The sequence below is a fragment of the Sphingopyxis indica genome (assembly GCF_032879645.1).
GTDB classification, from domain to species: Bacteria; Pseudomonadota; Alphaproteobacteria; order Sphingomonadales; family Sphingomonadaceae; genus Sphingopyxis; species Sphingopyxis indica.
This window is the reverse complement of the sequence record NZ_CP076394.1, coordinates 3,291,776-3,313,250: the sequence shown is the minus strand read 5'-3', so window position 1 is coordinate 3,313,250 and position 21,475 is coordinate 3,291,776. Positions and strand designations below refer to the sequence as shown.

The 21,475-nt window shown below is 62.8% G+C and carries 17 protein-coding genes; 13 read left to right on the top strand and 4 right to left on the bottom strand.

From position 1 onward, the window contains the following. Positions 1-53: 53 nt before the first annotated feature. Positions 54-1,040: an inositol 2-dehydrogenase gene (gene iolG, locus KNJ79_RS15475; protein WP_317151746.1), complete on the bottom strand. Its 987-nt coding sequence runs from the start codon at positions 1,038-1,040 to the stop codon at positions 54-56. A gap of 139 nt (positions 1,041-1,179) precedes the next feature. Between iolG and KNJ79_RS15470 the strand changes: the two genes are divergently transcribed. The 10 genes from KNJ79_RS15470 (at position 1,180) to KNJ79_RS15425 (ending at position 13,264) form a co-directional block, all read left to right on the top strand. Beyond that, positions 1,180-2,058: a MurR/RpiR family transcriptional regulator gene (locus tag KNJ79_RS15470; protein ID WP_317151745.1), complete on the top strand. Its 879-nt coding sequence runs from the start codon at positions 1,180-1,182 to the stop codon at positions 2,056-2,058. Between the two features lie 96 nt (positions 2,059-2,154). Then, positions 2,155-4,095, top strand: coding sequence for a bifunctional 5-dehydro-2-deoxygluconokinase/5-dehydro-2-deoxyphosphogluconate aldolase (locus KNJ79_RS15465; RefSeq protein ID WP_317151744.1), 1,941 nt, complete (start codon positions 2,155-2,157; stop codon positions 4,093-4,095). Next, positions 4,092-5,927 (top strand): 3D-(3,5/4)-trihydroxycyclohexane-1,2-dione acylhydrolase (decyclizing), encoded by a 1,836-nt coding sequence (gene iolD / locus KNJ79_RS15460; protein WP_317151743.1) that lies wholly within the window; start codon positions 4,092-4,094, stop codon positions 5,925-5,927. Before KNJ79_RS15465 ends, iolD begins: the two co-directional genes overlap by 4 nt. Beyond that, on the top strand, positions 5,924-6,817 hold the full coding sequence (iolE, locus tag KNJ79_RS15455) for a myo-inosose-2 dehydratase (RefSeq protein ID WP_317151742.1): 894 nt from the start codon (positions 5,924-5,926) through the stop codon (positions 6,815-6,817). Before iolD ends, iolE begins: the two co-directional genes overlap by 4 nt. Further along, entirely contained in the window at positions 6,817-7,608 is a 792-nt protein-coding gene (gene iolB / locus KNJ79_RS15450; protein WP_317151741.1) for a 5-deoxy-glucuronate isomerase, read from the top strand. Before iolE ends, iolB begins: the two co-directional genes overlap by 1 nt. 9 nt (positions 7,609-7,617) lie before the next feature. After that, positions 7,618-9,114, top strand: coding sequence for a CoA-acylating methylmalonate-semialdehyde dehydrogenase (locus KNJ79_RS15445; protein WP_317151740.1), 1,497 nt, complete (start codon positions 7,618-7,620; stop codon positions 9,112-9,114). An 82-nt stretch (positions 9,115-9,196) separates the two neighbouring features. Next, positions 9,197-10,531: an MFS transporter gene (locus KNJ79_RS15440; RefSeq protein WP_317151739.1), complete on the top strand. Its 1,335-nt coding sequence runs from the start codon at positions 9,197-9,199 to the stop codon at positions 10,529-10,531. A gap of 10 nt (positions 10,532-10,541) precedes the next feature. Further along, entirely contained in the window at positions 10,542-11,948 is a 1,407-nt protein-coding gene (locus tag KNJ79_RS15435) for an alkaline phosphatase D family protein (RefSeq protein ID WP_317151738.1), read from the top strand. A 3-nt stretch (positions 11,949-11,951) separates the two neighbouring features. Continuing rightward, positions 11,952-12,152, top strand: a complete 201-nt coding sequence (locus tag KNJ79_RS15430; protein ID WP_317151737.1) for a hypothetical protein — start codon at positions 11,952-11,954, stop codon at positions 12,150-12,152. Further along, positions 12,149-13,264, top strand: coding sequence for a Gfo/Idh/MocA family protein (locus KNJ79_RS15425; RefSeq protein ID WP_317151736.1), 1,116 nt, complete (start codon positions 12,149-12,151; stop codon positions 13,262-13,264). The genes KNJ79_RS15430 and KNJ79_RS15425 overlap by 4 nt, the downstream gene beginning before the upstream one ends. Position 13,265: 1 nt before the next feature. Here the strand turns inward: KNJ79_RS15425 and KNJ79_RS15420 are convergent, their stop codons facing one another. After that, positions 13,266-14,141 (bottom strand): inositol monophosphatase family protein, encoded by an 876-nt coding sequence (locus KNJ79_RS15420; RefSeq protein ID WP_317151735.1) that lies wholly within the window; start codon positions 14,139-14,141, stop codon positions 13,266-13,268. 77 nt (positions 14,142-14,218) lie between these two features. Between KNJ79_RS15420 and KNJ79_RS15415 the strand changes: the two genes are divergently transcribed. Beyond that, on the top strand, positions 14,219-16,210 hold the full coding sequence (locus tag KNJ79_RS15415; RefSeq protein WP_317151734.1) for a phytase: 1,992 nt from the start codon (positions 14,219-14,221) through the stop codon (positions 16,208-16,210). A 121-nt stretch (positions 16,211-16,331) separates the two neighbouring features. Here the strand turns inward: KNJ79_RS15415 and KNJ79_RS15410 are convergent, their stop codons facing one another. Together KNJ79_RS15410 and KNJ79_RS15405 are read right to left on the bottom strand one after the other, a co-directional pair. Further along, positions 16,332-17,954 carry a solute:sodium symporter family transporter gene (locus KNJ79_RS15410; protein WP_317151733.1) on the bottom strand — a complete coding sequence of 541 codons (1,623 nt, stop codon included), beginning with the start codon at positions 17,952-17,954 and terminating at the stop codon, positions 16,332-16,334. Between the two features lie 469 nt (positions 17,955-18,423). Then, the gene (locus KNJ79_RS15405) at positions 18,424-19,173 is read right to left on the bottom strand and encodes an SDR family oxidoreductase (protein ID WP_317151732.1); all 750 of its coding nucleotides are present in this window, start codon (positions 19,171-19,173) and stop codon (positions 18,424-18,426) included. A gap of 93 nt (positions 19,174-19,266) precedes the next feature. Between KNJ79_RS15405 and KNJ79_RS15400 the strand changes: the two genes are divergently transcribed. After that, on the top strand, positions 19,267-20,193 hold the full coding sequence (locus KNJ79_RS15400) for an AraC family transcriptional regulator (RefSeq protein WP_317151731.1): 927 nt from the start codon (positions 19,267-19,269) through the stop codon (positions 20,191-20,193). A gap of 293 nt (positions 20,194-20,486) precedes the next feature. Further along, complete coding sequence (gene gnd, locus KNJ79_RS15395) at positions 20,487-21,470, top strand: phosphogluconate dehydrogenase (NAD(+)-dependent, decarboxylating) (protein ID WP_317151730.1); 984 nt, start codon at positions 20,487-20,489, stop codon at positions 21,468-21,470. The last annotated feature ends 5 nt before the right edge of the window (positions 21,471-21,475 follow it).

Genomic DNA, 21,475 nt, shown 5'->3' with positions numbered 1-21,475 from the left:
CCATGTTGGATCCGGAACCGGCGGCACCCTGCGAGGGGCGCCGCCCAACCGCGCTAAAGCAGCACGCGCTCGCCGGTGCGCGCCGACCGGGCCGCAGCTTCGGCCAGTGCCAGCGCCGCGACACCGTCCTCGAAACCGACGAGCGGTGTCATATTGCCATCGAGAATATCGGCAAAATGGTCGATCTCGCGCGCATAGGCGACGGCGTAGCGATCGAGGAAGAAATTCTGGAACCGGTCGGCCGCCGCGCCCGTCTCGCCCCAGATTTCCACTGTCGATTCAAGCTGGTTCTGCGCCCGGATCATGCCCTTCGACCCGAAGGCTTCGATCCGCTGATCATAGCCATAGCCGCTTCGGCGGCTCGAGGAGATCATGCAGAGGCGGCCGGACGTTGTCCGCAACAGGGTCTTTGCGGTATCTGCATCGCCAGCATCGCCGATCGCGGGATCGACGAGCACGGAGGAGCTGGCGAAGACCTCGCTGATCTCTTCGCCGAGCAGCCAGCGCGCCATGTCGAAATCATGGATCACCATGTCTTTGAAGATTCCGCCCGAAACCTTGACATAGTCGACGGGCGGCGGCGCCGGATCGTGGCTGATGATATGGAGCGTCTCGATCGCGCCCACCTCGCCCGATGCAAGACGGCTTTGCAGCGCGGCAAAATTCGGATCGAAGCGGCGATTGAAGGCGAGGAAGAGGCGGGCATCGACCTCGGAAAAGCGCCTTGTCGCCGCGCGCGCGCGGGCCAGGTCCTGGTCGAGCGGCTTTTCGCAGAATACCGCTTTGCCGGCTTCCGCCGCCGCGAGGCTGTAGTCGAGATGCGTATCGGTCGAACTTGCCACAAGCACGCCTGAAATCGACGGGTCGGCGAGCGCATCCTCGAGCGTCGAGACCTGCGCGCCATGCTCGCCCGCCAATGCTGCGGCGGCGTCTCCGAAGGGATCAACGACGCGGGCAAGCCGCACGCGTCGGCTCGCGGCGAGGTTTGCTGCGTGAATTTTGCCGATTCTGCCGGCACCGATCAGGGCGATATTATGCATTAAGGCCTCTCCAGCTGGAATTGTGTTCCACATGCAATTTTTATGGAACATCTATTCTATAGACGATATTCTCGTCGCGGGCGATAGTTGCGTTACAAGAATTGAACAGATATTCCGTTTTCGAGCTTGGTCGGGGAGAATGATGTTGGACGAGGTGGCGAGCGCCCCTGCTTCTGCGGAGGAACTGAGGGCCGAGATCGTGGCCCGCTACGAGTCGTTGAGCAAGCGGCTCAAGCAGATCGCGCGCTATATTCTCGACGAGCCTAACGACATCGCGCTGGAAACGCTGGCGGTGATCGCCGAGCGTTGCGGGGTCCAGCCGTCTGCAATCGTCCGTTTCGCGAAAAGTTTCGGTTTCGAAGGCGCGAGCCAGATGCAGCGCCTTTTCCGCGACGGGCTGCTCAGCAACAATGCCGCGCTCGGATATTCGGAGCGCGTTCGCCAGCTCGACGAGGCGACCAGCGCCGACGATGCGGAGCCGGCCGATCTCCTGTCCGAATTCGTCGAGGGCAACAGCCTTGCGATCCAGAATCTGCTCCAGACGGTCAGCGGCTCGGACATGCGGACGGCGGTGGATCTGATCATGGCGGCCGATACGGTCCATATCGCCGGCTTTCGTCGCTCCTTTCCCGTGGCATCCTATCTCGCCTATTCGTTGCTGCAGGCGGGCAAACGTGCGGTCTTCATCGACGGCGTCGGCGGACTCGGACTGCAGCAGGCCCATGCGGTCGGGGCCGATGATCTGCTGATCGCCGTGAGCTTCCACCCTTATTCCGAAGAGACGGTCGCACTCGTCAACGCCGTCAGATCGAACGGCAGCCCGATCCTTGCCATCAGCGACAGCCTGGTCAGCCCGGTCGCCAAGCCGGCGGAACATGTCCTGCAGGTGCGCGAGGCTGAAGTCCGCAAATTTCGCTCGCTTTCCGCCTCGATGTGTCTGGCTCAGGCGCTTGTCATCAACTTCGCTTTCGAGGCGACGCGGACCGACGGGTCGGTTCGCGATGGCGGCCAGGGGTAGGCGATCGCAGGCGTTCCGATTTTCTGAAACATATGTTGCAAACATTCTAACATTGGAATATGCGTTACAGACCAAGGAAGGATGGTCTGACAACCGATGGCGCAACGATACGATCAAAATTACGGAGAGGGCCGGCTGGACATCGTCACATTGGGACGCGCCGGAATCGATCTCTACGGCGAACAGGTCGGCGGGCGCCTCGAAGACATGGCGAGTTTTGCGAAATATATCGGCGGCAGCCCGACCAATACGGCGGTCGGTGTATCGCGGCTAGGTTTGCGGGCAGGCCTGATCACGCGTGTCGGCGCCGATCATTTCGGCCGCTTCATCCAAGAGGAACTCGCTCGCGAAGGAGTGGAGACGCGGGGCGTAATCGAAGATCCCGAGCGGTTGACCGCGCTCGCGATTCTGGGAATACGCGATCCCGACAGCTTTCCCCTCATCTTCTACCGTGAAAATTGCGCCGACATGGCGCTTTGCGCCGACGATATCGATCCCGATTTTGTCGCCTCGGCCGACGCGCTTCTCATCAACGGCACGCATTTGTCGAAGCCCGGCGTTTTCGCGGCGAGCCTCAAGGCCGCGTCGGTGATGAAGGCGGCGGGCGGGCGCATCGTTTTCGACATCGATTATCGCCCGGTTCTGTGGGGTCTTGCGCAAAAGGCAAATGGAGAAGATCGCTTCGTCGCCAGTGCCGAAGTGACCGCGGCGCTGCAGCAGATTCTGCCGCTGTGCGACCTGATCGTCGGGACCGAGGAGGAGATCCACATCCTCGGCGGCACCACGGAGACATTGAATGCCTTGCGCGCCATTCGCGCCATCAGCCCGGCGCTGCTGGTGTGCAAGCGCGGGGCCGGGGGCTGTATCGCCTATCCGGGATCCATCCCGGCGAGCCTCGACGAAGGTATTGTCGGGCGCGGCTTTCCGATCGAGGTCTTCAACGTTCTTGGCGCGGGCGATGCCTTCATGGCGGGCTTCCTGCGTGGATGGCTCCGCGATATGCCGCTCGAAAAATGCTGCGAGATCGCCAATGCCTGCGGCGCACTTGTCGTATCGCGGCACGGTTGCGCGCCGGCCATGGCATCGTGGGAGGAATTGCAGCGCTTCCTTGCCGGCAAGTGGCCGCACCGCCTGCGCGAGAGTCAGGACCTCGAACAGTTGCACTGGTCAACCAATCGGCACGGCGAGCGCGACGAGCTGACGGTTCTTGCGATCGACCACCGCAGCCAGTTCGACGATCTGCTTGCCGACCTTGGCAGCAGCGATGCCCAGCGCGTCTCCCGCTTCAAGGATCTTTCGCTCCGCGCGCTGCACGAGCTGGCGGACGGCGATAGCTGTTACGGCATGTTGCTCGACGGACGCTTCGGCGCGCGGGCGCTCGAAGCGGCAGCCGATCTTCCCTATTGGATCGGCAGGCCGATCGAGGTGCCGGGATCGCGCCCACTCCGCTTCGAGGGCTCGCCCGACGTCGGGATGACGCTGCGCGACTGGCCCGTGAACCACGTCGTGAAATGCCTCGTCTTCTATCATCCCGACGACGAGCCGGAGCTGCGGGCGCAGCAGGATCGCCAGCTCCTGCGTCTCTTCGATGCGTGCCGAAGCACGCGGCACGAATTCCTGCTCGAAATCATCGCTTCGAAGAATGGAGCTGTCGGGAGCGAGACGATCGCACAGGTCATCGATCATATTTACGCGCTGGGCATCTATCCCGACTGGTGGAAGCTCGAGCCGACGACCGATGCGGCCGCCTGGGAAGCGAGCGAAGCGGCGATCCTTCGTCACGATCCGCTGTGCCGCGGTATCGTCCTGCTCGGCCTTTCGGCGCCGCAGGACGAGGTGCTGGCCGGCATCGTCGCAGCTGCTCCCTTTCCGCTCGTCAAGGGGTTCGCGGTGGGGCGCACCATTTTTCACGACGTGGCCCATGCCTGGATGTCAGGCACGATCGACGACGACGTTGCAGTGGCCAGACTATGCGAAAATCTTCGCGTCCTGGTCGATGGCTGGCGCGGTGCGCGTCGTGCTAGGGTGGCGGCATGAGCAAGGCGGTGCGATTGACGATGGCGCAGGCGCTGGCGCGGTGGCTGTCGGCGCAGCAGGTCGAGGTCGACGGCGCCGCCCTGCCATTTTTCGCTGGCGTCTGGGCGATCTTCGGTCATGGCAACGTCGCAGGGGTGGGCGAGGCGCTCGCCGAGTTGGCGGAGGACCTTCCGACCTATCGCGCGCATAACGAGCAGGGCATGGCGCATGCGGCGATCGCGTTCGCCAAGGCGAGCCGCCGCCGCCGTGCCATGGCGTGCACCAGCTCGATCGGCCCCGGCGCCACCAATATGGTGACCGCCGCAGCGCTCGCGCATGTCAACCGTCTGCCGGTGCTGTTTCTGCCGGGCGACGTCTATGCGAGCCGTCGGCCCGACCCGGTGCTGCAGCAGATCGAGGATTTCGCCGACGCGACACTCAGCGCGAACGATTGTTTCCGTCCCGTATCGCGCTATTTCGATCGCATCACGCGACCCGAGCAACTTCTCGACGCCCTGCCGCGCGCGATGGGTGTTCTGACCGACCCGGCGCAATGCGGTCCGGTGACGCTTGCGCTCTGCCAGGATGTGCAGGCGGAAGCTTACGATTTTCCTGCCGAATTCTTCCAGTCCCGTCTATGGGCGCCGCGCCGGCTCCGACCGGACCGCGCGGAATTCGACCGGCTGGTGGCCGCGGTGCGCGGTGCCAACGCGCCGCTGATCGTGGCTGGCGGCGGCGTGCTCTATGCCGGCGCCGAGGCAGCGCTGGCGCGCTTTGCGGCGCGCACGGCGATCCCCGTCGCCGAAACGCAGGCCGGCAAGGGCGCGCTCGCCTGGGATCATCCGCAGGCGCTCGGCAGCATCGGGGTCACGGGCACGAGCGCGGCAAACCGCGCTGCGGCGGAAGCCGACCTGATCATCGGGATCGGTACCCGATTGCAGGATTTCACGACGGGATCGCGGACCCTGTTCTCCGGCAAGCGCCTGATTCAGGTCAACATCGCCGCGCCCGACGCGATCAAGCAGGGCGCCGAAGCGGTCGTCGGCGACGCGCTGGAGATCGTGAGCGCCCTCGACAAGGCGCTGCCGGATTGGCAGGCCGGTGCCGTATGGCGCGACGCCAATGCGTCGGCGGTGGCTGAGTGGAACGCCGCCTGGGCGGCCGCCACGGCGACATCGAACGCGCTACCGTCGGACGCGCAGGTGATTGGCGCGGTGTGGCGGCAGGCAAGCGAGGATGCGACCGTTGTGTGCGCCGCGGGTGGGCTTCCTGGTGAGTTGCACAAGCTATGGCGCAGTCATCGGCCGGGCGGCTACCACGTCGAGTATGGTTTCTCCTGCATGGGATATGAAATCGCGGGCGGATTGGGCGTCAAAATGGCGGAACCCGATCGCGACGTCTACGTCATGGTCGGAGACGGCAGCTATCTGATGCTCAATTCCGAACTCGCGACCTCGGTCATGCTCGGGTTCAAGCTGACGGTGATCCTCCTCGACAATCGCGGTTTCGGCTGCATCAACCGGTTGCAGGAGGGAACAGGCGGCCGCCCGTTCAACAATCTGCTCACCGATACGGCGCACGACCTCTTGCCCGACATCGACTTTGCGAGTCACGCGCGCAGCCTCGGCGCCGATGCAGAGAAAGTGTGTGGGATCGCCGAACTCGAGGCGGCGCTCGATCGGGCAAAAGAGTCGCGACGCAGCTATGTGATCGTGATCGATACCGACCCCGCGGTAACCACCGAGGCGGGCGGGCACTGGTGGGACGTCGCGGTTCCCGAAGTTTCAAACCGACCGGAAGTGCGCGCCGCGCGGCGCGCCTATGAAGACAAGCTCAAGGGAGACCGGACATGACGATCCGCTGGGGCGTAAGCCCGATCGCGTGGTGCAACGACGATATGCGCGAACTGGGTGGCGACACGACGCTCGACGAATTGCTCACCGACGCGCGCGATATCGGCTTCGAGGGCGTCGAGCTGGGGAATAAATTCCCCCGCGATCCGGAGGTGTTAGCGCCCATCATGGCGCGCTACGGCCTCGATATCGTCGGCGGCTGGTATTCGTCGAGCTTGCTGCAGCGCGACGCCGAGGCCGAAATTGCGGCGCTGGCGCCGCACCTGGCGCTGCTCGAATATATGGAATCGGGCGTCTTCATTCTCGCCGAAACCTCGAACGCCGTGCATTGCGATCGCTATGGCAGCCGTCTCGACAGTCATCCGGTTCTTCCGGCCGAAGAGTGGAAGCGGTTCGGCGAAAGGCTCAACACGGTCGCGCGCTTCATCAACGATCGCGGACTGCGCTTTGCCTATCATCACCATCTCGGGACGATTGTCGAAACGGCGGACGAGCTCGATCGCTTTTTCGAAGCGACCGACGACCATGTCGGGCTGGTGCTCGACACGGGACATGCTTTGTGCGGTGGAATAGAGCCGGTCGATATCGTTCGCGGCCGCCCCGAGCGGGTGACACACGTCCATTGCAAGGATGTGCGCACGCCCCGTTTTGCGGAATATCGGGCCAACGGGACCAGCTTTCTCAACGGCGTCGTCGGAGGAATGTTCACCACGCCGGGAGACGGCGACTATGATTACGCGCCGTTCATGCGGGCGCTTGCCGACATCGACTATTCGGGATGGATCGTGATCGAGGCTGAGCAGGACCCCGCCGTTGCCAATCCGCGCGACTATAGCCAGCTCGGGCTCGATACGCTTAAGCGGCTGGCGCGGCAGGAGGAGCTCGTCTGATGTCGCTTCGCGTTCGTCCGCACGAACCGGCCGGCGATGGGACGGTGCTCGACATTACGCCGGAAAGCGCCAGCTGGCGCTACGTCGGTTTCCGCGTCGTCCGGCTCGACGAGGGCCGAAGCTATGAGCATGTGGAGGTGGGACGCGAAGCCTGTCTCGTCATCCTGACGGGCAAGGTCACCGTGGTCGCAGGGGGGCAGCGTTTCGAAGCGATCGGCGGGCGCAAGTCGGTTTTCGACGGCGCGGCGACCTCGGTCTATGTACCGGCGGGGATCGGTTATTCGATCGCGGCCGATTCCGATGCGGAAATCGCAATCTGTACCGCGCCGGGAAGCGGGGCGGGGGCTGTCCGGCTCATCCGTTCGGATGCTGTCGAGGTGCGTGGCAAAGGCACCAATACGCGCCATGTTCGTAATATATTGTCCGATTCCGATGCGGCCGAAAGCCTACTTGTCGTCGAGGTCGTGACGCCCGGCGGCCATTGGTCGAGCTATCCGCCGCACAAGCACGACCGCGACGCTTTTCCCGAGGAGACCTTCCTTGAGGAAACCTATTATCATCGGCTGTCGCCGCCCCAGGGCTTCGCATTTCAGCGTGTGTACACAGATTCGCGTGACATCGACGAAACCATGGCGGTCGAGGACGGCGACGTGGTGATGGTGCCGCGCGGCTATCACCCGGTGGGCGCGCCACATGGTTATGACCTCTATTATCTGAACGTGATGGCCGGGCCACGCCGCAATTGGGTGTTCCGCAACGACCCCGCGCACGACTGGATCGTGCGCCAGTAAGGAAGAGACATGAGACAGATCGACCAGATGGTCGCCGGAACGTCCGGCGGCACAGCTTCCGTGCGCGCAGGCGACGTGTATAACCCATCGACGGGCGCGGTGCAGGCGCAGTTGCGCTTTTCGTCGCCTGCCGATCTCGATCGGGCGGTCGCAGCTGCGCGCGAAGCGCAACCGAGCTGGGCTGCGACCAATCCCCAGCGCCGCGCGCGTGTGATGTTTCGTTTCAGGCAGCTTCTCGAGGATAATATGGACGCGCTCGCTACGCTCCTTGCGAGCGAACATGGCAAGGTCGTCGCCGATGCGCGCGGAGATGTTCAGCGCGGCCTGGAGGTCATCGAATTCTGCTGCGGCATCCCGCACGTCCAGAAGGGCGAGTTTACCGAAGGCGCCGGTCCGGGCATCGACGTCTATTCGATGCGCCAGCCGATCGGTGTGGTTGCCGGGATTACCCCCTTCAACTTTCCTGCGATGATCCCGATGTGGATGTTCGGTCCGGCAATCGCGTGTGGCAATGCGTTCATTCTGAAGCCCAGCGAGCGAGACCCGTCGGTTCCGGTTCGTCTTGCCGAGCTGTTCCGTGAAGCAGGGTTGCCCGAGGGCATCTTGCAGGTCGTCCACGGCGACAAGGAAATGGTCGACGCGATCCTCGACCACCCCGACATCGGCGCGGTCAGCTTCGTCGGCTCGTCGGACATCGCACATTATGTCTATGAGCGCGGCGTGCGCGCGGGCAAGCGCGTGCAGGCGATGGGCGGCGCCAAGAATCACGGCATCGTCATGCCCGACGCCGACCTCGACCAGGTGGTCAGCGACCTGACCGGCGCGGCCTTCGGCTCGGCGGGCGAACGCTGCATGGCGCTGCCGGTCGTCGTCCCGGTCGGCGAGGACACCGCCGAACGGCTGCGCGCCAAGCTCGTGCCCGCGATCGAGGCGCTGCGCGTCGGGGTCTCGACCGATGCCGAAGCGCATTACGGCCCGGTCGTGACCGCCGCGCACAAGGAAAAGGTCGAAGACTGGATCGCCAGATGCGCCGAGGAAGGCGCCGAGCTCGTCGTCGACGGCCGCGGTTTCAGCTTGCAGGGACACGAGCAGGGCTTCTTCGTCGGCCCGACCCTCTTCGATCATGTCACCCCTGACATGGAAAGCTATAGGCAAGAGATTTTCGGCCCCGTGCTCCAGATCGTTCGCGCGCCCGATTTCGAAACCGCACTCGAACTGCCCTCGAAGCATCAATATGGCAATGGCGTCGCGATCTTCACGCGCAACGGCCACGCCGCGCGCGAATTCGCCGCGCGGGTCAACGTCGGCATGGTCGGCATCAACGTGCCGATCCCGGTGCCCGTCGCCTATCATACGTTCGGGGGCTGGAAACGCTCAGCGTTCGGCGACACCAATCAATATGGGATGGAAGGCGTCCGCTTCTGGACCAAGGTGAAGACGGTGACGCAGCGATGGCCCGATGGCGGCGCGGGGGATAGCGCCTTCGTTATTCCGACCATGGCATGATGAAACAAATCTTCCATATCATATAGCAATAGAATACACTTGAATTCATAAGGCTGCGATCAAGCGGGCCAGGGAGGGATCGATGTTCAGAATTTTTGCTGCGGGTGCCGACGCGCCTCTGCGCGGCGATGTCGACGTCGATGCCACCTTCCGCCGGTACCGAATGCGCATCATCCTGGCGATCACGCTTGCCTATGCCGTCGGCTATACGTGCCGCCTCGCTATCAACATCGTGAAGAAGCCGCTGATCGACGCGGGGATTTTCAGTCCGCTCGAGCTCGGCATGATCGGGTCGGCGCTCTTCTACACCTATGCCGCGGGCAAGCTGATCAACGGGTTCGTGGCCGATCACAGCAATGTGAAGCGTCTGTTAGCTGCAGGATTGATTCTCTCGGCGCTGTGTAACATCGCCATGGGCTTTTCGACGCTGTTCTGGGTCAATCTCCTGCTTTGGGGCCTCAACGGCTGGTTCCAGAGCTATGGTGCTCCAGCATGCGTCGTCGCGCTCGCGAGCTGGTTTTCGAATCGCGAGCGCGGGCGCTATTATGGCATATGGTCGACCGCGCATTCGATGGGAGAGGGGCTGACCTTTGCGATCGTGTCAGCGCTCGTGGCGTTCGGCGGCTGGCGCTGGGGATTTTGGGGACCGGGTATCGCCACGGTCGCGGCCGGGATCGCCGCCTATTTTGCGATGGCCGACCGCCCCCGGACACTCGGCCTGCCGACTGTCGGCGACTGGCGAGGCGATCACTACGCACCGACCGCGCCAGGAACGCCCGAGCGCGGGGTGTTCGCGACCCAATTGTCGATCCTCGCGATCCCGGCGGTCTGGATCCTCGCGCTCGCGAGTGCTGCCAATTACGTCACGCGCTATGCGATCAACAGCTGGGGAATCCTTTATCTTCAGGAAGCGCGCGGCTATTCGCTCGCCGAAGCGGGGGCGATGCTGACCGCAAGCACGCTTGCCGGAATCGTCGGAGCGGTGGCGTTCGGTTTCGTGTCGGATAAATTTTTCGGTGCCCGCCGACCGCCTGCAAATCTCTTGTTCGGCATTCTCGAACTGATCGGGCTGCTCCTTCTCTTCTTCGGGCCGGACAATCGAGCCATCGTCCTGATCGCGGTCATTCTGTTCGGGCTCGGCATGACAGGGCTCGTGACGTCGCTTGGCGGCCTGTTCGCGATCGATATCTGCCCCAAGCGCGTTGCCGGCGCCGCGCTCGGTATGGTCGGAGTGTTCAGCTACATCGGCGCTGCCATCCAGGAGCAGGTATCGGGGGCGCTGATCGATGCGAACATGCATATGGTTGCCGGCGAGCGCATCTATGATTTCGGACCCGCGATCGCCTTCTGGATCGGCTGCTCGCTGCTCGCGACGCTGCTCGCCACCGCCCTGTGGAACACCAAATTGCGCGACTGAGGAGAAGAATATGCACCGCCGTACGTTGCTGCGGGGCACCGCAGCCCTGACCGCACTCGCGGCCTTGCCGCGCCGTCTCTTCGCAGCCGCAACAGGATATCCGCGTCTTCTCGACGGACCGATGGTCGGGGCGACGACCCCCGAGAGTTTCACCATCTGGTCGCGCGCGAGCGGTGCGTTCGACGTCGCAGTCGAATATGCGACGCAGCGCGATTTTGCCGATGCCCGGATATCGGAACCGGTTGCCGCGGTTCAGGACAACGACCTGTGTACCCGGATTCGGGTCGATGGCCTGCAACCCGACACCGCATATTATTACCGGATCAAGACCGATGGGATCGACGACCGTCATCGGCCGCTGCCGTTCCGGACCCGCACCGCACCCGCCTCGGCGCGCCCGATTCGTATCGCCTTCGGTTCGTGCGCGCGCGTGCAGCTCTATCCCGAGCAGCCCGTCTTCGAAGCGATCGCGGCAATGGAGCCCGACCTCTTCCTGTGGCTGGGCGACAATATTTATGCCGACAGCGACAGCGAGACGGCCTTCTCGGCAATGTATTCGCGTCAGCGCAACGTCGCGAGTCTCGTGCCTTTCCTGCGCTCGGTTCCGCAGCTGGCAATCTGGGACGACCATGACTTCGGATATAATGATTCCGACCGGCACAACCCCGCCAAGGCGATGACGCACCGGCTTTTCGGGCGCTGGTGGGCGAACCCGTCGGCCGGGACCGCCGATACGCCCGGTGTCTTCTTTCGCCACAGCTTCGGACCCGTCGACATTTTCATGCTCGACGGACGCTATTACCGCGACCCGTCGGAACAGCCGGACGGATCGGGCAAGACGATGCTCGGTTCGGCCCAGAAGGCATGGCTCAAGCGCGAACTGATGGCTTCGCGCGCGCCCTTCAAAATCCTCGCGTCGGGGACCGGCTGGTCGATGGCCGAACGAGGCGGCGACAGCTGGGCTTCCTATGTCCACGAACGGAATGAGATCCTCGATTTCATTCGCGACAATCGTGTCGGGGGCTGTTTCGGCATTTCGGGCGACGTTCACCAGGGCGAGGTGAACTGCGTTCCCTGGTCGGAGCATGGCGGCTATGATTTCTATGACCTCGTGAGTTCAGGCCTCGCCCAATATCTGTCGCCGAAATTCATTGATCAGGATCCCGAGGTGCGCTTGCGTCAACCCTGGGTGCGCAGCGCCAATTTTGGCCTTCTGGAATTCAGCTTCGATTCCGAGCCGCGTGTCGAACTGAGCATTCGCGACGTCAGCGGTGCGCCCGCTTCGGGCGACCCGGTCGTCCTGCGCGCCGCCGACCTCGTCAACGGCCGGCAGAGCTGGCGCTCGGTGATCGACAAGGACGAACTGGAACGGCGCGAACGAAAGGAACGCGGCGGAAGCTATTATGGAGGTGACTGACAGATGCGGTTCGAAATGATCGCCATGCCGCGTGACGAGTTCGAGGAGATGAAGGCGCGCCTGCCCAGAGCAACGTCGGAAGGCTTGTTCGAAACCTATCGGATCAGCCAGAATACCTGGTACAAGCTGCGCGACGGGCAGCCAGTGAAACGCAAGACGCTCGAACGACTGCGCGAGCGATATCGCGAAGTCGCGGGCGCATGAGCCGGCCGGCACTCAATATCGCGCTGATCGGCAGCGGTTTCATGGGCCGCGCGCACGCGCTCGCCTTTGCGGCTGCAGAGCGGACGTTCGATCTTCCTCGCCGGCCCGAGATTGTGCTGCTGGCAGATCGCGATCCCGAAACGGCCGCGGCTGCGGCAACGAGCCTCGGAATTGATCGCGCAACCGACGACTGGCGCGATGCGATAAGCGATCCCGCGATTGACATGGTTGCGATTGCGGCTCCGAACAGCCTACACGCTCCGATTGCCATCGCTGCCCTCGAGGCTGGCAAAGCCGTCTATTGCGAAAAGCCGCTGGCAACGTCGATCGCCGAGTCCGAAGCCATGGTCGCCATAGCCGGCAGGACGGGGCGGCCGACCGCGGTCGGCTTTACCTACCTCCACAATCCCATGATCGGGCTGGCGCGCGAGTTGGTCGCCGCGGGTGAAATCGGGGATGTAACGGGATTTCGCGGTGTCCACGCCGAAGATTTCATGGCGGCGCCCGATGCGCCGTTCAGTTGGCGCTGCGAAGCGGGTCAGGCGGGCGGAGCGCTTGCTGACATCGGAAGCCACATCATTGCGATGGCGCACTATCTGGTCGGGGACATTGCTGCCGTTTCGGGGCGCCTGCATACCGCTCACCCGATGCGGCGCGACGCACAGGGGCGAGACCGTGTCGTCGTGATCGACGATCAGATGGATGCTGTCGTAGCATTCGCCAACGGCGCCGCAGGAACTCTGTCTGCGAGTTGGATCGCGAGCGGCCGAAAGATGGGGCTGGCTTTCGAGATCACCGGCACGTGCGGCTCGATCCTATTCTCTCAGGAACGGCTCAACGAACTGAAGCTTTATCGCGAAGGATCGACGCTTACCAGCGGTTTCACGACGATTTGCGCGGGTCCGGAGCATGGCGATTATGCGGCTTTTTGTCCGGCTCCCGGCCATCAACTCGGCTATAACGACCTCAAGACAATCGAAGCCCGCGCGGCCGTGGAGGCGGCGGCGGGATTACCGTCTGCCGCCATAAGCTTTGCCGAAGCTCTGGCGGTCGAACGTGTGGCCGACGCTATCCGCCGATCCCACCGCGAGGGTCTGTGGGCAAAGCCTTAGGCTAGCCATTCTCGACTGGTGTTAGGGCCTCCAGCAATTGCGTCTGAATGGCCGGAGTCGACGCCAGTACCGTGCCGTTCATGAGATCGAGCGCGCCGCCGCGGGTGTCGGTTACCAGGCCGCCGGCCTCGCGCACGATCGCGACGCCGGCCGCCATGTCCCACGCGCTGACGCTCTGCTCCCAATAGGCATCGTGGCGGCCGCATGCGACCCATGCCATGTCGATCGCGCCTGCGCCGAGACGGCGAATGCCCGTCACGCGGCGTGTCAGGCGCTCCATCTCCGCATAAAATTGTTCGTGGCGGTCCTTGGTCGCGAAAGGGATGCCGACCCCTAGAACGGACTCTTCGAGCGTGGCACGCGAAGAAATTCGGATGCGCCGATCGCCAAGCCATGCGCCGCTGCCTGCTTCGGCCCAAAATAGCTCTTCCATCGCAGGGACGTAGGTCACGCCAGCAATAGCCTCGCCGCCTTTGGCGAGCGCGATATTGACGGCAAAGAGAGGGGATCCTGTCAGGAAGTTGGTCGTACCGTCGAGGGGATCGACGATCCAGACATAATCGGTATCGCGGCCGGGGACCAGCCCGCCTTCCTCGCCGAGAAAGCCGAAGTCCGGGGCGTGGGTCAGCAACTGCTCGCGCACGGTCGCTTCGGCTCTGAGGTCCGCCTCGGTGAACATGTCGGCTGCGCCCGCCTTGCTGTGGACCGTGAGCGTCTCGAGACGCGCACGGTCATTGAGGAGACCCTTGCCGGCGGCACGCGCCGCAGCGGTCATGGCGGAAATAAGGGGTGACATAGGCATGGAATGAATATACATTCTGTTTTCAAATAAAGATAGAAAAATTGTTCCGAAAATCGATTCCGGTCTGTGGCCCAAAGCGAGAGGCCAAGATCTCAACGAAAGCGGACGCTCTAGTCGACGGTCCGCACAGGGATATGACAAGGGAGGGCTGAGTGAAAACCAGTTTATTCGCAGTTGCAGCCGTATTGGCCGCTTTTCCGACCGCCATGGCGGCGCAGCCGCCCGGCGCCACGCCGGCCGCAGCGGCTCTCGCGGAGACGCAGCCTACGTTGGGTTCGGGTGCGGACGGTGCTGTCGTGGTCGCGGATCCCGCCGATGCTTCGCGATCGCTCATCCTGGCCGGAGCCGAATCGGGCGGCATCGACGTCTTCGACCTTTCCGGAAAGCGTATCGCGTCGCACAAGGTCGGGGACATTCGCGCGCTCGACGTGCGAGGGGATGGGGCGGGTGGACCGCTTCTTGTCGGCCTTGACGGCAAGCAGAATGCACCGCGCCTCTTTCGTATTCGCGGCAATGGCGTTCCCGAACCGCTCGCGCTGACCGGGATCGAGCCGCAAATGACGATTGCCGGTCTTTGCTTCGCGCGCAGCCATCGTGACGGCACTCTCTATCTTTTTCTCACTGGCGACACCGGCGCGATCGAGCAATGGGGCCTCTTTGCCAATGATGCGGGCGGGATGACGGGCCGCATCGCACGCCGCTGGTCGCTCGGGTCCGAAGCAGGCTATTGCGCCGCCGACGATCGCGGATCGATCTATGTCTCGCAGGAGGCAGTGGGCGTGTGGCGTTTCGCCGCCGAGCCCGAAGCCGAGATCAAGCCCGAAATCGTCGACATCGTCCGTCTCGGGCATATCGCGGACGAAGCGAAAGGCGTGGCCGTGGCCCCCGACGGCCGGTTGCTGGTGTCGGATGCGAGCGCTAATCGCCTCAATATCTACGACCCCGCCGAGGACTACGCCTATCGTGGTTCGGTGACGCTCGCTGCTGGCGATGATCGTGTCGAAGATGGCGGTAGCGTGACAATCGCCGGGCCGACGGTCGTCGTGGCCGATGACGATAATTCCCCCGATCTCCCCAATTTCAAGATTGCCACATGGAGTTCGGTTTTCGCAGCTGCCGGACTGTCCGAGCGTTCGCCGGTCCCGGCACCCGAAACGATGCCGCTCGCGCGACCCTCGGTCGAGACGGCGCCCGTCGAAACGGGTGGCGACGCCGCCGACGATCCGGCGATATGGATCGACCCCGCCGACCCCGCGCGGTCGGTCGTGATCGGAACGCAAAAGAAGTCGGGCCTCTATGTCTATGACCTCGACGGCAAGGTAATTCAGTTCCTGCCCGATGGCCGGATGAACAATGTCGATCTGCGCAGCGGCTTTCGTCTCGGTGGCCGCGACGTGACGCTGGTCACCGCGAGCAATCGCACGACGAAGGGAATCTCGATCTATGCGCTCGATTCGGCGACGCGCAAACTCACCGATGTCGCCGACGGGTTGCAGGATACCGGTTTCGACGATCCCTACGGACTTTGCATGTATCGCAGCACGCGGTCCGGCAAGACTTTCGTCTTCGTCAATCAGTCCGATGGAAAGATGCGCCAATGGGAACTGGTCGCGAGCCCGGCCGGCAAGGTACGCGCCAAGTTGATGCGCGATCTCCCTTTCGCAACGCAGGTCGAAGGATGCGTGGCGGACGATGCGACCGGCATTCTCTACGTTGGCGAAGAGGACGTCGGCATCTGGCGCGAAGGCGCGGAGCCGCGCGGCGGTCCGCCCCGCACGGTGCTGGCGACGGTCGCCGACAATCCGGCGCTTGAAGACGATGTCGAGGGTATGAGCCTCTACGCAAAGCCCGACGGGACTGGCTATCTCGTCGTGTCGAGCCAGGGCAACGACAGCTATGCGATCTTTCGCCGCGAAGGCGACAATGCGTATGTCGGCTCCTTCCGGATCGGGGCCGATATGGCAGCCGGCATCGACGGGGTGTCCGAAACCGACGGGCTCGACGTCACGAGCATGGCGGCGGGTCCTGCCTTTCCCGAGGGCTTGATGGTGGCGCAGGACGGTCGCAACGTTTCGCCACCCGAGAACCAGAATTTCAAGCTGGTCTCGTGGACGCGCATAGCCGAAGCGCTCGGATTGGAATAGCCGGCGTACAGCCCGATCGGGCGCGCGCTTGCCGTCCGCTCAACCGCTACTTTGGATCTGAAGCCGGCGGGGACGGGCGTCCTCGCCGACCACATTGTTCAGGCCGCGCACCGCGATCGCGTCATTGCGCGAGTATCCAGTAGCATCCGACGGTGAGTAGGCCGAGGATTGCGCTGACCGGCCTGGCATAGCGCCAGGGCGCAAGGTCGACGACCATTGCGGACGGCGGATCATAGATTTTTTGCGCCGGCCTGAAACGGCTGATGATGAGCATCGCGGCCGCCGTTGCGATAAAGATCAGGGCAAGGAAATGCAGGAAGTGGACATCGTCGGCATTGCCGAAGATGGCGCGGAGCAGAGATTGAACGGTATCGCCGAACTCGAACACCAGCAGGTAAAATGCGAGCGGCCCGCCGATCAGCCCGAATTTGGCAGCGAGCGACGATACGGAACGGGTGAAGAAGCCGAGCAGGAGCACTGCGAGCAGCGGCCCGAAGAAAGTCGCGTTGATCTTTTGCAGATAATTATAGAGCCCGCCTTCGGAATCGATGAGCGGCGCCGTGGCCATGGCCCCGATCGCGAGCACGATACTGCAAATCCGGCCCGTAACGACCAGCTGGCGCTGGGTGGGATCGCGATTGATCATCGTGGCATAGATGTCTTTGCTGAACAGCGTCGCCGAACTGTTGAGTACGCTGTTGAAGGTGCTCAGGATTGCCCCGACCATGACCGCCGCGAAAAAGCCCAGGAGATAGGGCGGCAGGACCGCTTTCACGAGCTCGGGATAAGCCCTCAGATAGGCGTCTTCCCCGGTCAGCGTGTCGCTGAACATATGAAAGGCGATGATGCCGGGCAGTACGACCGCGACGGGCCCCAGCAGCTTGAAACCGGCCGCGATGAGTACGCCCTTCTGACCCTCCTTCAGGCTCTTCGCGCCAAAGGTTCGCTGGACGATCTGCTGGTTGGCGCACCAGAAGAAGATCTGGTTGACGATCATGCCGGTAAACAGCACGCCGAAGGGCAGGAAAGAGCCGGGCTCGTCGCCGGTAATATCGAACTTGCGATATTCGCTGGCATAGAGCTTGGTCGTGCCGGCGAACAGGTTGCCGTCGCCGATCGCCATCAAACCCAGAACGGGAACCAGCAGCCCGATGACCAAGAAGCCTACGCCATTGATCGTATCGGACAGGGCGACGGCGCGAAGGCCGCCGAAGATAGCGTAGAGCGAGCCGATCGTTCCCACGCCCCAGACCGACAGCCACACGCCTTGTGCGCGGGTGATGCCGAGATGGCCGGAAAGGTCGAACAGGCTTTCGAGCCCCGTCGCCCCCGACAGCAGAACGACGGGCAATATGGCGAGAATATAGGAGAGCAGGAACAACATGGTCGCGATCGTCGCGGTCTGCTGATCGTAGCGTTCGGCGAGGAACTGCGGGATCGTCGTGAACCCCCTGCGTAGATATCGTGGGAGAAAGAAGAGCGCCATCAGCACCATGGCGAGGGCTGCGGTCGTTTCCCAGGCCATCACCGCGATCGTGTGACGATAAGCGTCGCCGTTCAGCCCTATCAAATGCTCGGTCGACAGGTTGGTGAGGACGAGCGATCCAGCAATCACCCACGCCCCAAGTGAGCGCCCCCCAAGGAAATAGGCGTCGGAATCGCCCATCTTGTCGTTGCGCGTCATTGCGTAGACCAGACCGCCTACCAAAGCCGTGAAGAACAGAAATGATGCCAATGTCAGCATGATGTGCCGCCCCCTCCCTGACACGGCATCAACGACATAGCGGCGGAGCAAGCGAGTTGGAACATAATTCTATATAAAGGCATAATGAAAATGGTATTCCATAATGCGTTCTGGGTTCTTAAGCGGATGCTGCGTTTTAGGACTGCTGCTTTCAAGCGCGGCGGCGTCGCCCGACGCGATGGAAAGACTGGCGGCGCCGGACAACACCGGCATTTGGCCAAAGGATCCGTCGAAATTCCGCTGATAGGTAACGCAACGAGCGGTCCGATCGCCTCAAATCAGCCTATCCGGCCATCCAACTAATATGGCTGGTAAATGTCAGCTCCTTGAAGATTGAACTCGAAAGTGGCCGGTCCGCAAGCAGCCAGTTGATAGATTCTGCAGCTAACCTATCGAGAAAACGAGCGGAAACTCGCGTGTTCCGGAACCCTGATGGGGGTGACGCGGTCCCAAACATACCTCTGTTCGCTCAAGGCGCTCCGGCGAGCGCCAGGGCATCGGAGCCTGCCGGAAAGCGCATTTGCTCTCCGGTGTCATGAACGGCGTTCCACACACTCTCGGCGACATCGCTCTCTTGCGTCGTCAGGGTCGGCGCGGCGAACGCTTCCATGATAGGATGGGCGAAGGCGGCATAGGCTTCGGGGATGAGCTGCTCGACCGGCATGATGGCATTGGCGCCAAACCGCGTGGTCGGTGCGTAACCGGGCTCCACCAATTTCGCGCGGATGCCGAAATGAGCGAGTTCATGCGCTAGCGAACCGGTGAACCCCTCGATCGCCTGTTTGCTTGCCGTATAAGCCGCGGCCAAGGGGAAGGCGCCAAGCGTGACGCTCGAGGTCACGTTGACGATCGTGCCCGCGCGGCGCGACCGCATTTGCGGAATTACTGCCTGGCACATAGCCATCACGCCGATCGTGTTGGTTTCGAGGAGCCGACGCACCAGCGCCATAGGTGTCGCTTCGAAGGCGCCGACCGCGCCGATGCCGGCATTGTTGACCAGCACGTCGATGGGGCCGGCGGCCTTGATCAGCGATGCAATGCTGTCGGCATCCGTCACGTCGAGCGGCAGCACGTGAAGCCGGCTGGTCTCGCCTTCGAACGCAGCGGCTTCCGGGCGGCGCATCGTCGCGATGACATGCCAGCCTTCGTGCAAGAAATGCTCGGCGATGGCCTTGCCATAGCCCGATGAGGTGCCTGTGATGAGGATCGTATCAGTCATCGTCGTTCTCCATGGTGTCGATGATCGACCGATAGACAGACAATTCGATACAATATATAATCAAATATCCAAATATATTTATGGATCGTCCAGATGGATCCTTTGAGCGATATCATCGCCCTGCTGCGACCAGACGCGGCCATCTCCAAGCCGATCTCCGGCAAGGGGGCATGGGGAGTAAGCTACGCAGCGCATGATGCGCCGGGCTTCACCATCGTTCTAGCCGGGAGAGCCTGGTTAAGCTTCGAAAGCGAAGAGCCACTCGCCCTGACGCAGGGCGATTTCCTTCTCCTCCCTACGACGCCTGCCTTTTCGCTGAGCAGCGAACCGGGCATCCGGTGCGATCCGGTTGAACCGCGTGTCGAAGACGTCCGGCATGGCGAGCCGGACGGTGACCCCGATTTCGTTGCACTCGGTGGCAGTTTCGCGTTCGATCGGGTTAACGCGCCGCTGCTTCTCTCCCTGCTTCCGGGCCGCATCCATATTCCTGCGTCGAGGGGCAGGGCAACGCGCTTCGGTCGGCTTGTTGACCTCCTTGCCGATGAATGCGCCAACGATCATCCTGGCAAGGATCTACTTCTTCGGCGCATGCTGGAGGCCCTGCTCATCGAGGCGCTGCGTTGGCAGAGCGAAAGCAGCGACGGCGCGGTTGCGGGTCTATTGAACGGGATGCGCAATGCGGGACTCGCGCGCGCGCTGGGGGCGATCCACGCTGACATCCGCGCGGGTTGGACGGTCGGCGGGCTCGCTGCCGTCGCCGGCATGTCGCGCTCCGCATTCTCTGCCCGGTTCGGAGAGGTTATGGGCTGCCCACCCATCGAATATCTGGCGCGCTGGCGAATGGCGATCGCAAAACAGGCACTCGCGCAAGGCGCAAAGTCGCTCGACCAGATTGCCGACGAGATCGGCTATGAATCGGCAAGTGCGTTCAGTACCGCATTTCGTAAGCGACAGGGCTGTCCACCCGGCAAATTCGCCAGAGAGGCGGCCGCTCAGGTGAAATCCACCTCTCGTCTTTGAGGGTGGGTTCCGCCATAGGATGGGATATCGCTGTCTTTGGCGCGACCGGCGTCTGGGCACGTTCTGACGAATTCGAATAAGGTGAGCGTAACGGCGGCCGGCCCAGCCTCACGAGGATGAAGCGGGAATGGCAGCTATAGCCTCGCGTCTCCCCGAAACCTGCCAGTCCGAAATCGGCCAAAGGACGCTCCTCAGGCGAGGTCGCGCACGGGGCCTGCCATCGGCTCTGGTCTGGTTGTCATATCCAAGCTGTTGTAGTCGATTGTGCGCGAAGCTTCAGCAAAGGCAATTACATGCAGATCGGAATCGTCGGCCTCGGTCGGATGGGCGGCAACATCGCGCGGCGGTTGCTTCGCGCCGGGCACGAGACGATTGTGTTCGATCGCAATGAATCCGCCGTCGCGGAGGTCGCGGCCGACGGCGCGCTTGGTTCAGCGTCGCTCGACAATCTGGTCGATCGGCTGCTCGCACCGCGGACGATCTGGATCATGCTGCCCGCGGGCGAGCCCACCGAGGAGACGATCGGACGCTTGTCGCACCGGCTTTGTGCGGGCGATACGATCATCGACGGCGGAAACAGCTTCTACAAGGACGACATTCGCCGCGCGGCGGAGTTACGGGCGCTCGGGATCGATTATGTCGATGTGGGTACCTCGGGCGGCATCTGGGGCGCGGAGCGCGGCTATTGCATGATGATCGGTGGCGATGCGCGCGTTATCGACCGGCTCGATCCAATCTTCGACGCACTGGCACCTGGATATGGCACGATCGACCGGACGCCCGGACGCGCGCGCCCGGAATATGACGGACGCGCGGAGAAGGGTTATATTCATGCGGGGTCGGCGGGGGCCGGGCATTTCGTGAAGATGGTGCATAACGGCATCGAATATGGCTTGATGGCTGCCTATGCCGAGGGCTTCGACATCCTGAAGAACAAGAACTCCGACCATCTGCCACCCGAGGAACGGTTCGATCTCAATCTGACCGATATTGCCGAAGTGTGGCGGCGCGGCTCCGTTTTTTCGTCTTGGTTGCTCGATCTCTCGGCTACGGCGCTCGCCGGAAATCCGGAGCTCGCGCAATATAGCGGCCGGGTCAACGACAGCGGCGAGGGACGCTGGACGATCGATGCCGCGATGGAAGAGGCTGTCCCGGCCTATGTGCTGTCGGCTGCGCTGCTCGCGCGTTTCAGATCGCGAAGCGACAACAGGTTCGGCGAGAAATTGCTATCTGCGATGCGGGCGGGATTCGGCGGCCATGTGGAGATACCCCAATAAACCGG

Coding starts and splice junctions, on each gene's coding strand:
- iolG (WP_317151746.1), bottom strand. CDS start 1,040: ATGCATAATATCGCCCTGATCGGTGCCGGCAGAATCGGCAAAATTCAC.
- KNJ79_RS15445 (WP_317151740.1), top strand. CDS start 7,618: ATGAGACAGATCGACCAGATGGTCGCCGGAACGTCCGGCGGCACAGCT.
- iolB (WP_317151741.1), top strand. CDS start 6,817: ATGTCGCTTCGCGTTCGTCCGCACGAACCGGCCGGCGATGGGACGGTG.
- KNJ79_RS15435 (WP_317151738.1), top strand. CDS start 10,542: ATGCACCGCCGTACGTTGCTGCGGGGCACCGCAGCCCTGACCGCACTC.
- iolE (WP_317151742.1), top strand. CDS start 5,924: ATGACGATCCGCTGGGGCGTAAGCCCGATCGCGTGGTGCAACGACGAT.
- KNJ79_RS15410 (WP_317151733.1), bottom strand. CDS start 17,954: ATGCTGACATTGGCATCATTTCTGTTCTTCACGGCTTTGGTAGGCGGT.
- iolD (WP_317151743.1), top strand. CDS start 4,092: ATGAGCAAGGCGGTGCGATTGACGATGGCGCAGGCGCTGGCGCGGTGG.
- KNJ79_RS15400 (WP_317151731.1), top strand. CDS start 19,267: ATGGATCCTTTGAGCGATATCATCGCCCTGCTGCGACCAGACGCGGCC.
- KNJ79_RS15465 (WP_317151744.1), top strand. CDS start 2,155: ATGGCGCAACGATACGATCAAAATTACGGAGAGGGCCGGCTGGACATC.
- KNJ79_RS15405 (WP_317151732.1), bottom strand. CDS start 19,173: ATGACTGATACGATCCTCATCACAGGCACCTCATCGGGCTATGGCAAG.
- KNJ79_RS15470 (WP_317151745.1), top strand. CDS start 1,180: ATGATGTTGGACGAGGTGGCGAGCGCCCCTGCTTCTGCGGAGGAACTG.
- KNJ79_RS15440 (WP_317151739.1), top strand. CDS start 9,197: ATGTTCAGAATTTTTGCTGCGGGTGCCGACGCGCCTCTGCGCGGCGAT.
- KNJ79_RS15425 (WP_317151736.1), top strand. CDS start 12,149: ATGAGCCGGCCGGCACTCAATATCGCGCTGATCGGCAGCGGTTTCATG.
- gnd (WP_317151730.1), top strand. CDS start 20,487: ATGCAGATCGGAATCGTCGGCCTCGGTCGGATGGGCGGCAACATCGCG.
- KNJ79_RS15430 (WP_317151737.1), top strand. CDS start 11,952: ATGCGGTTCGAAATGATCGCCATGCCGCGTGACGAGTTCGAGGAGATG.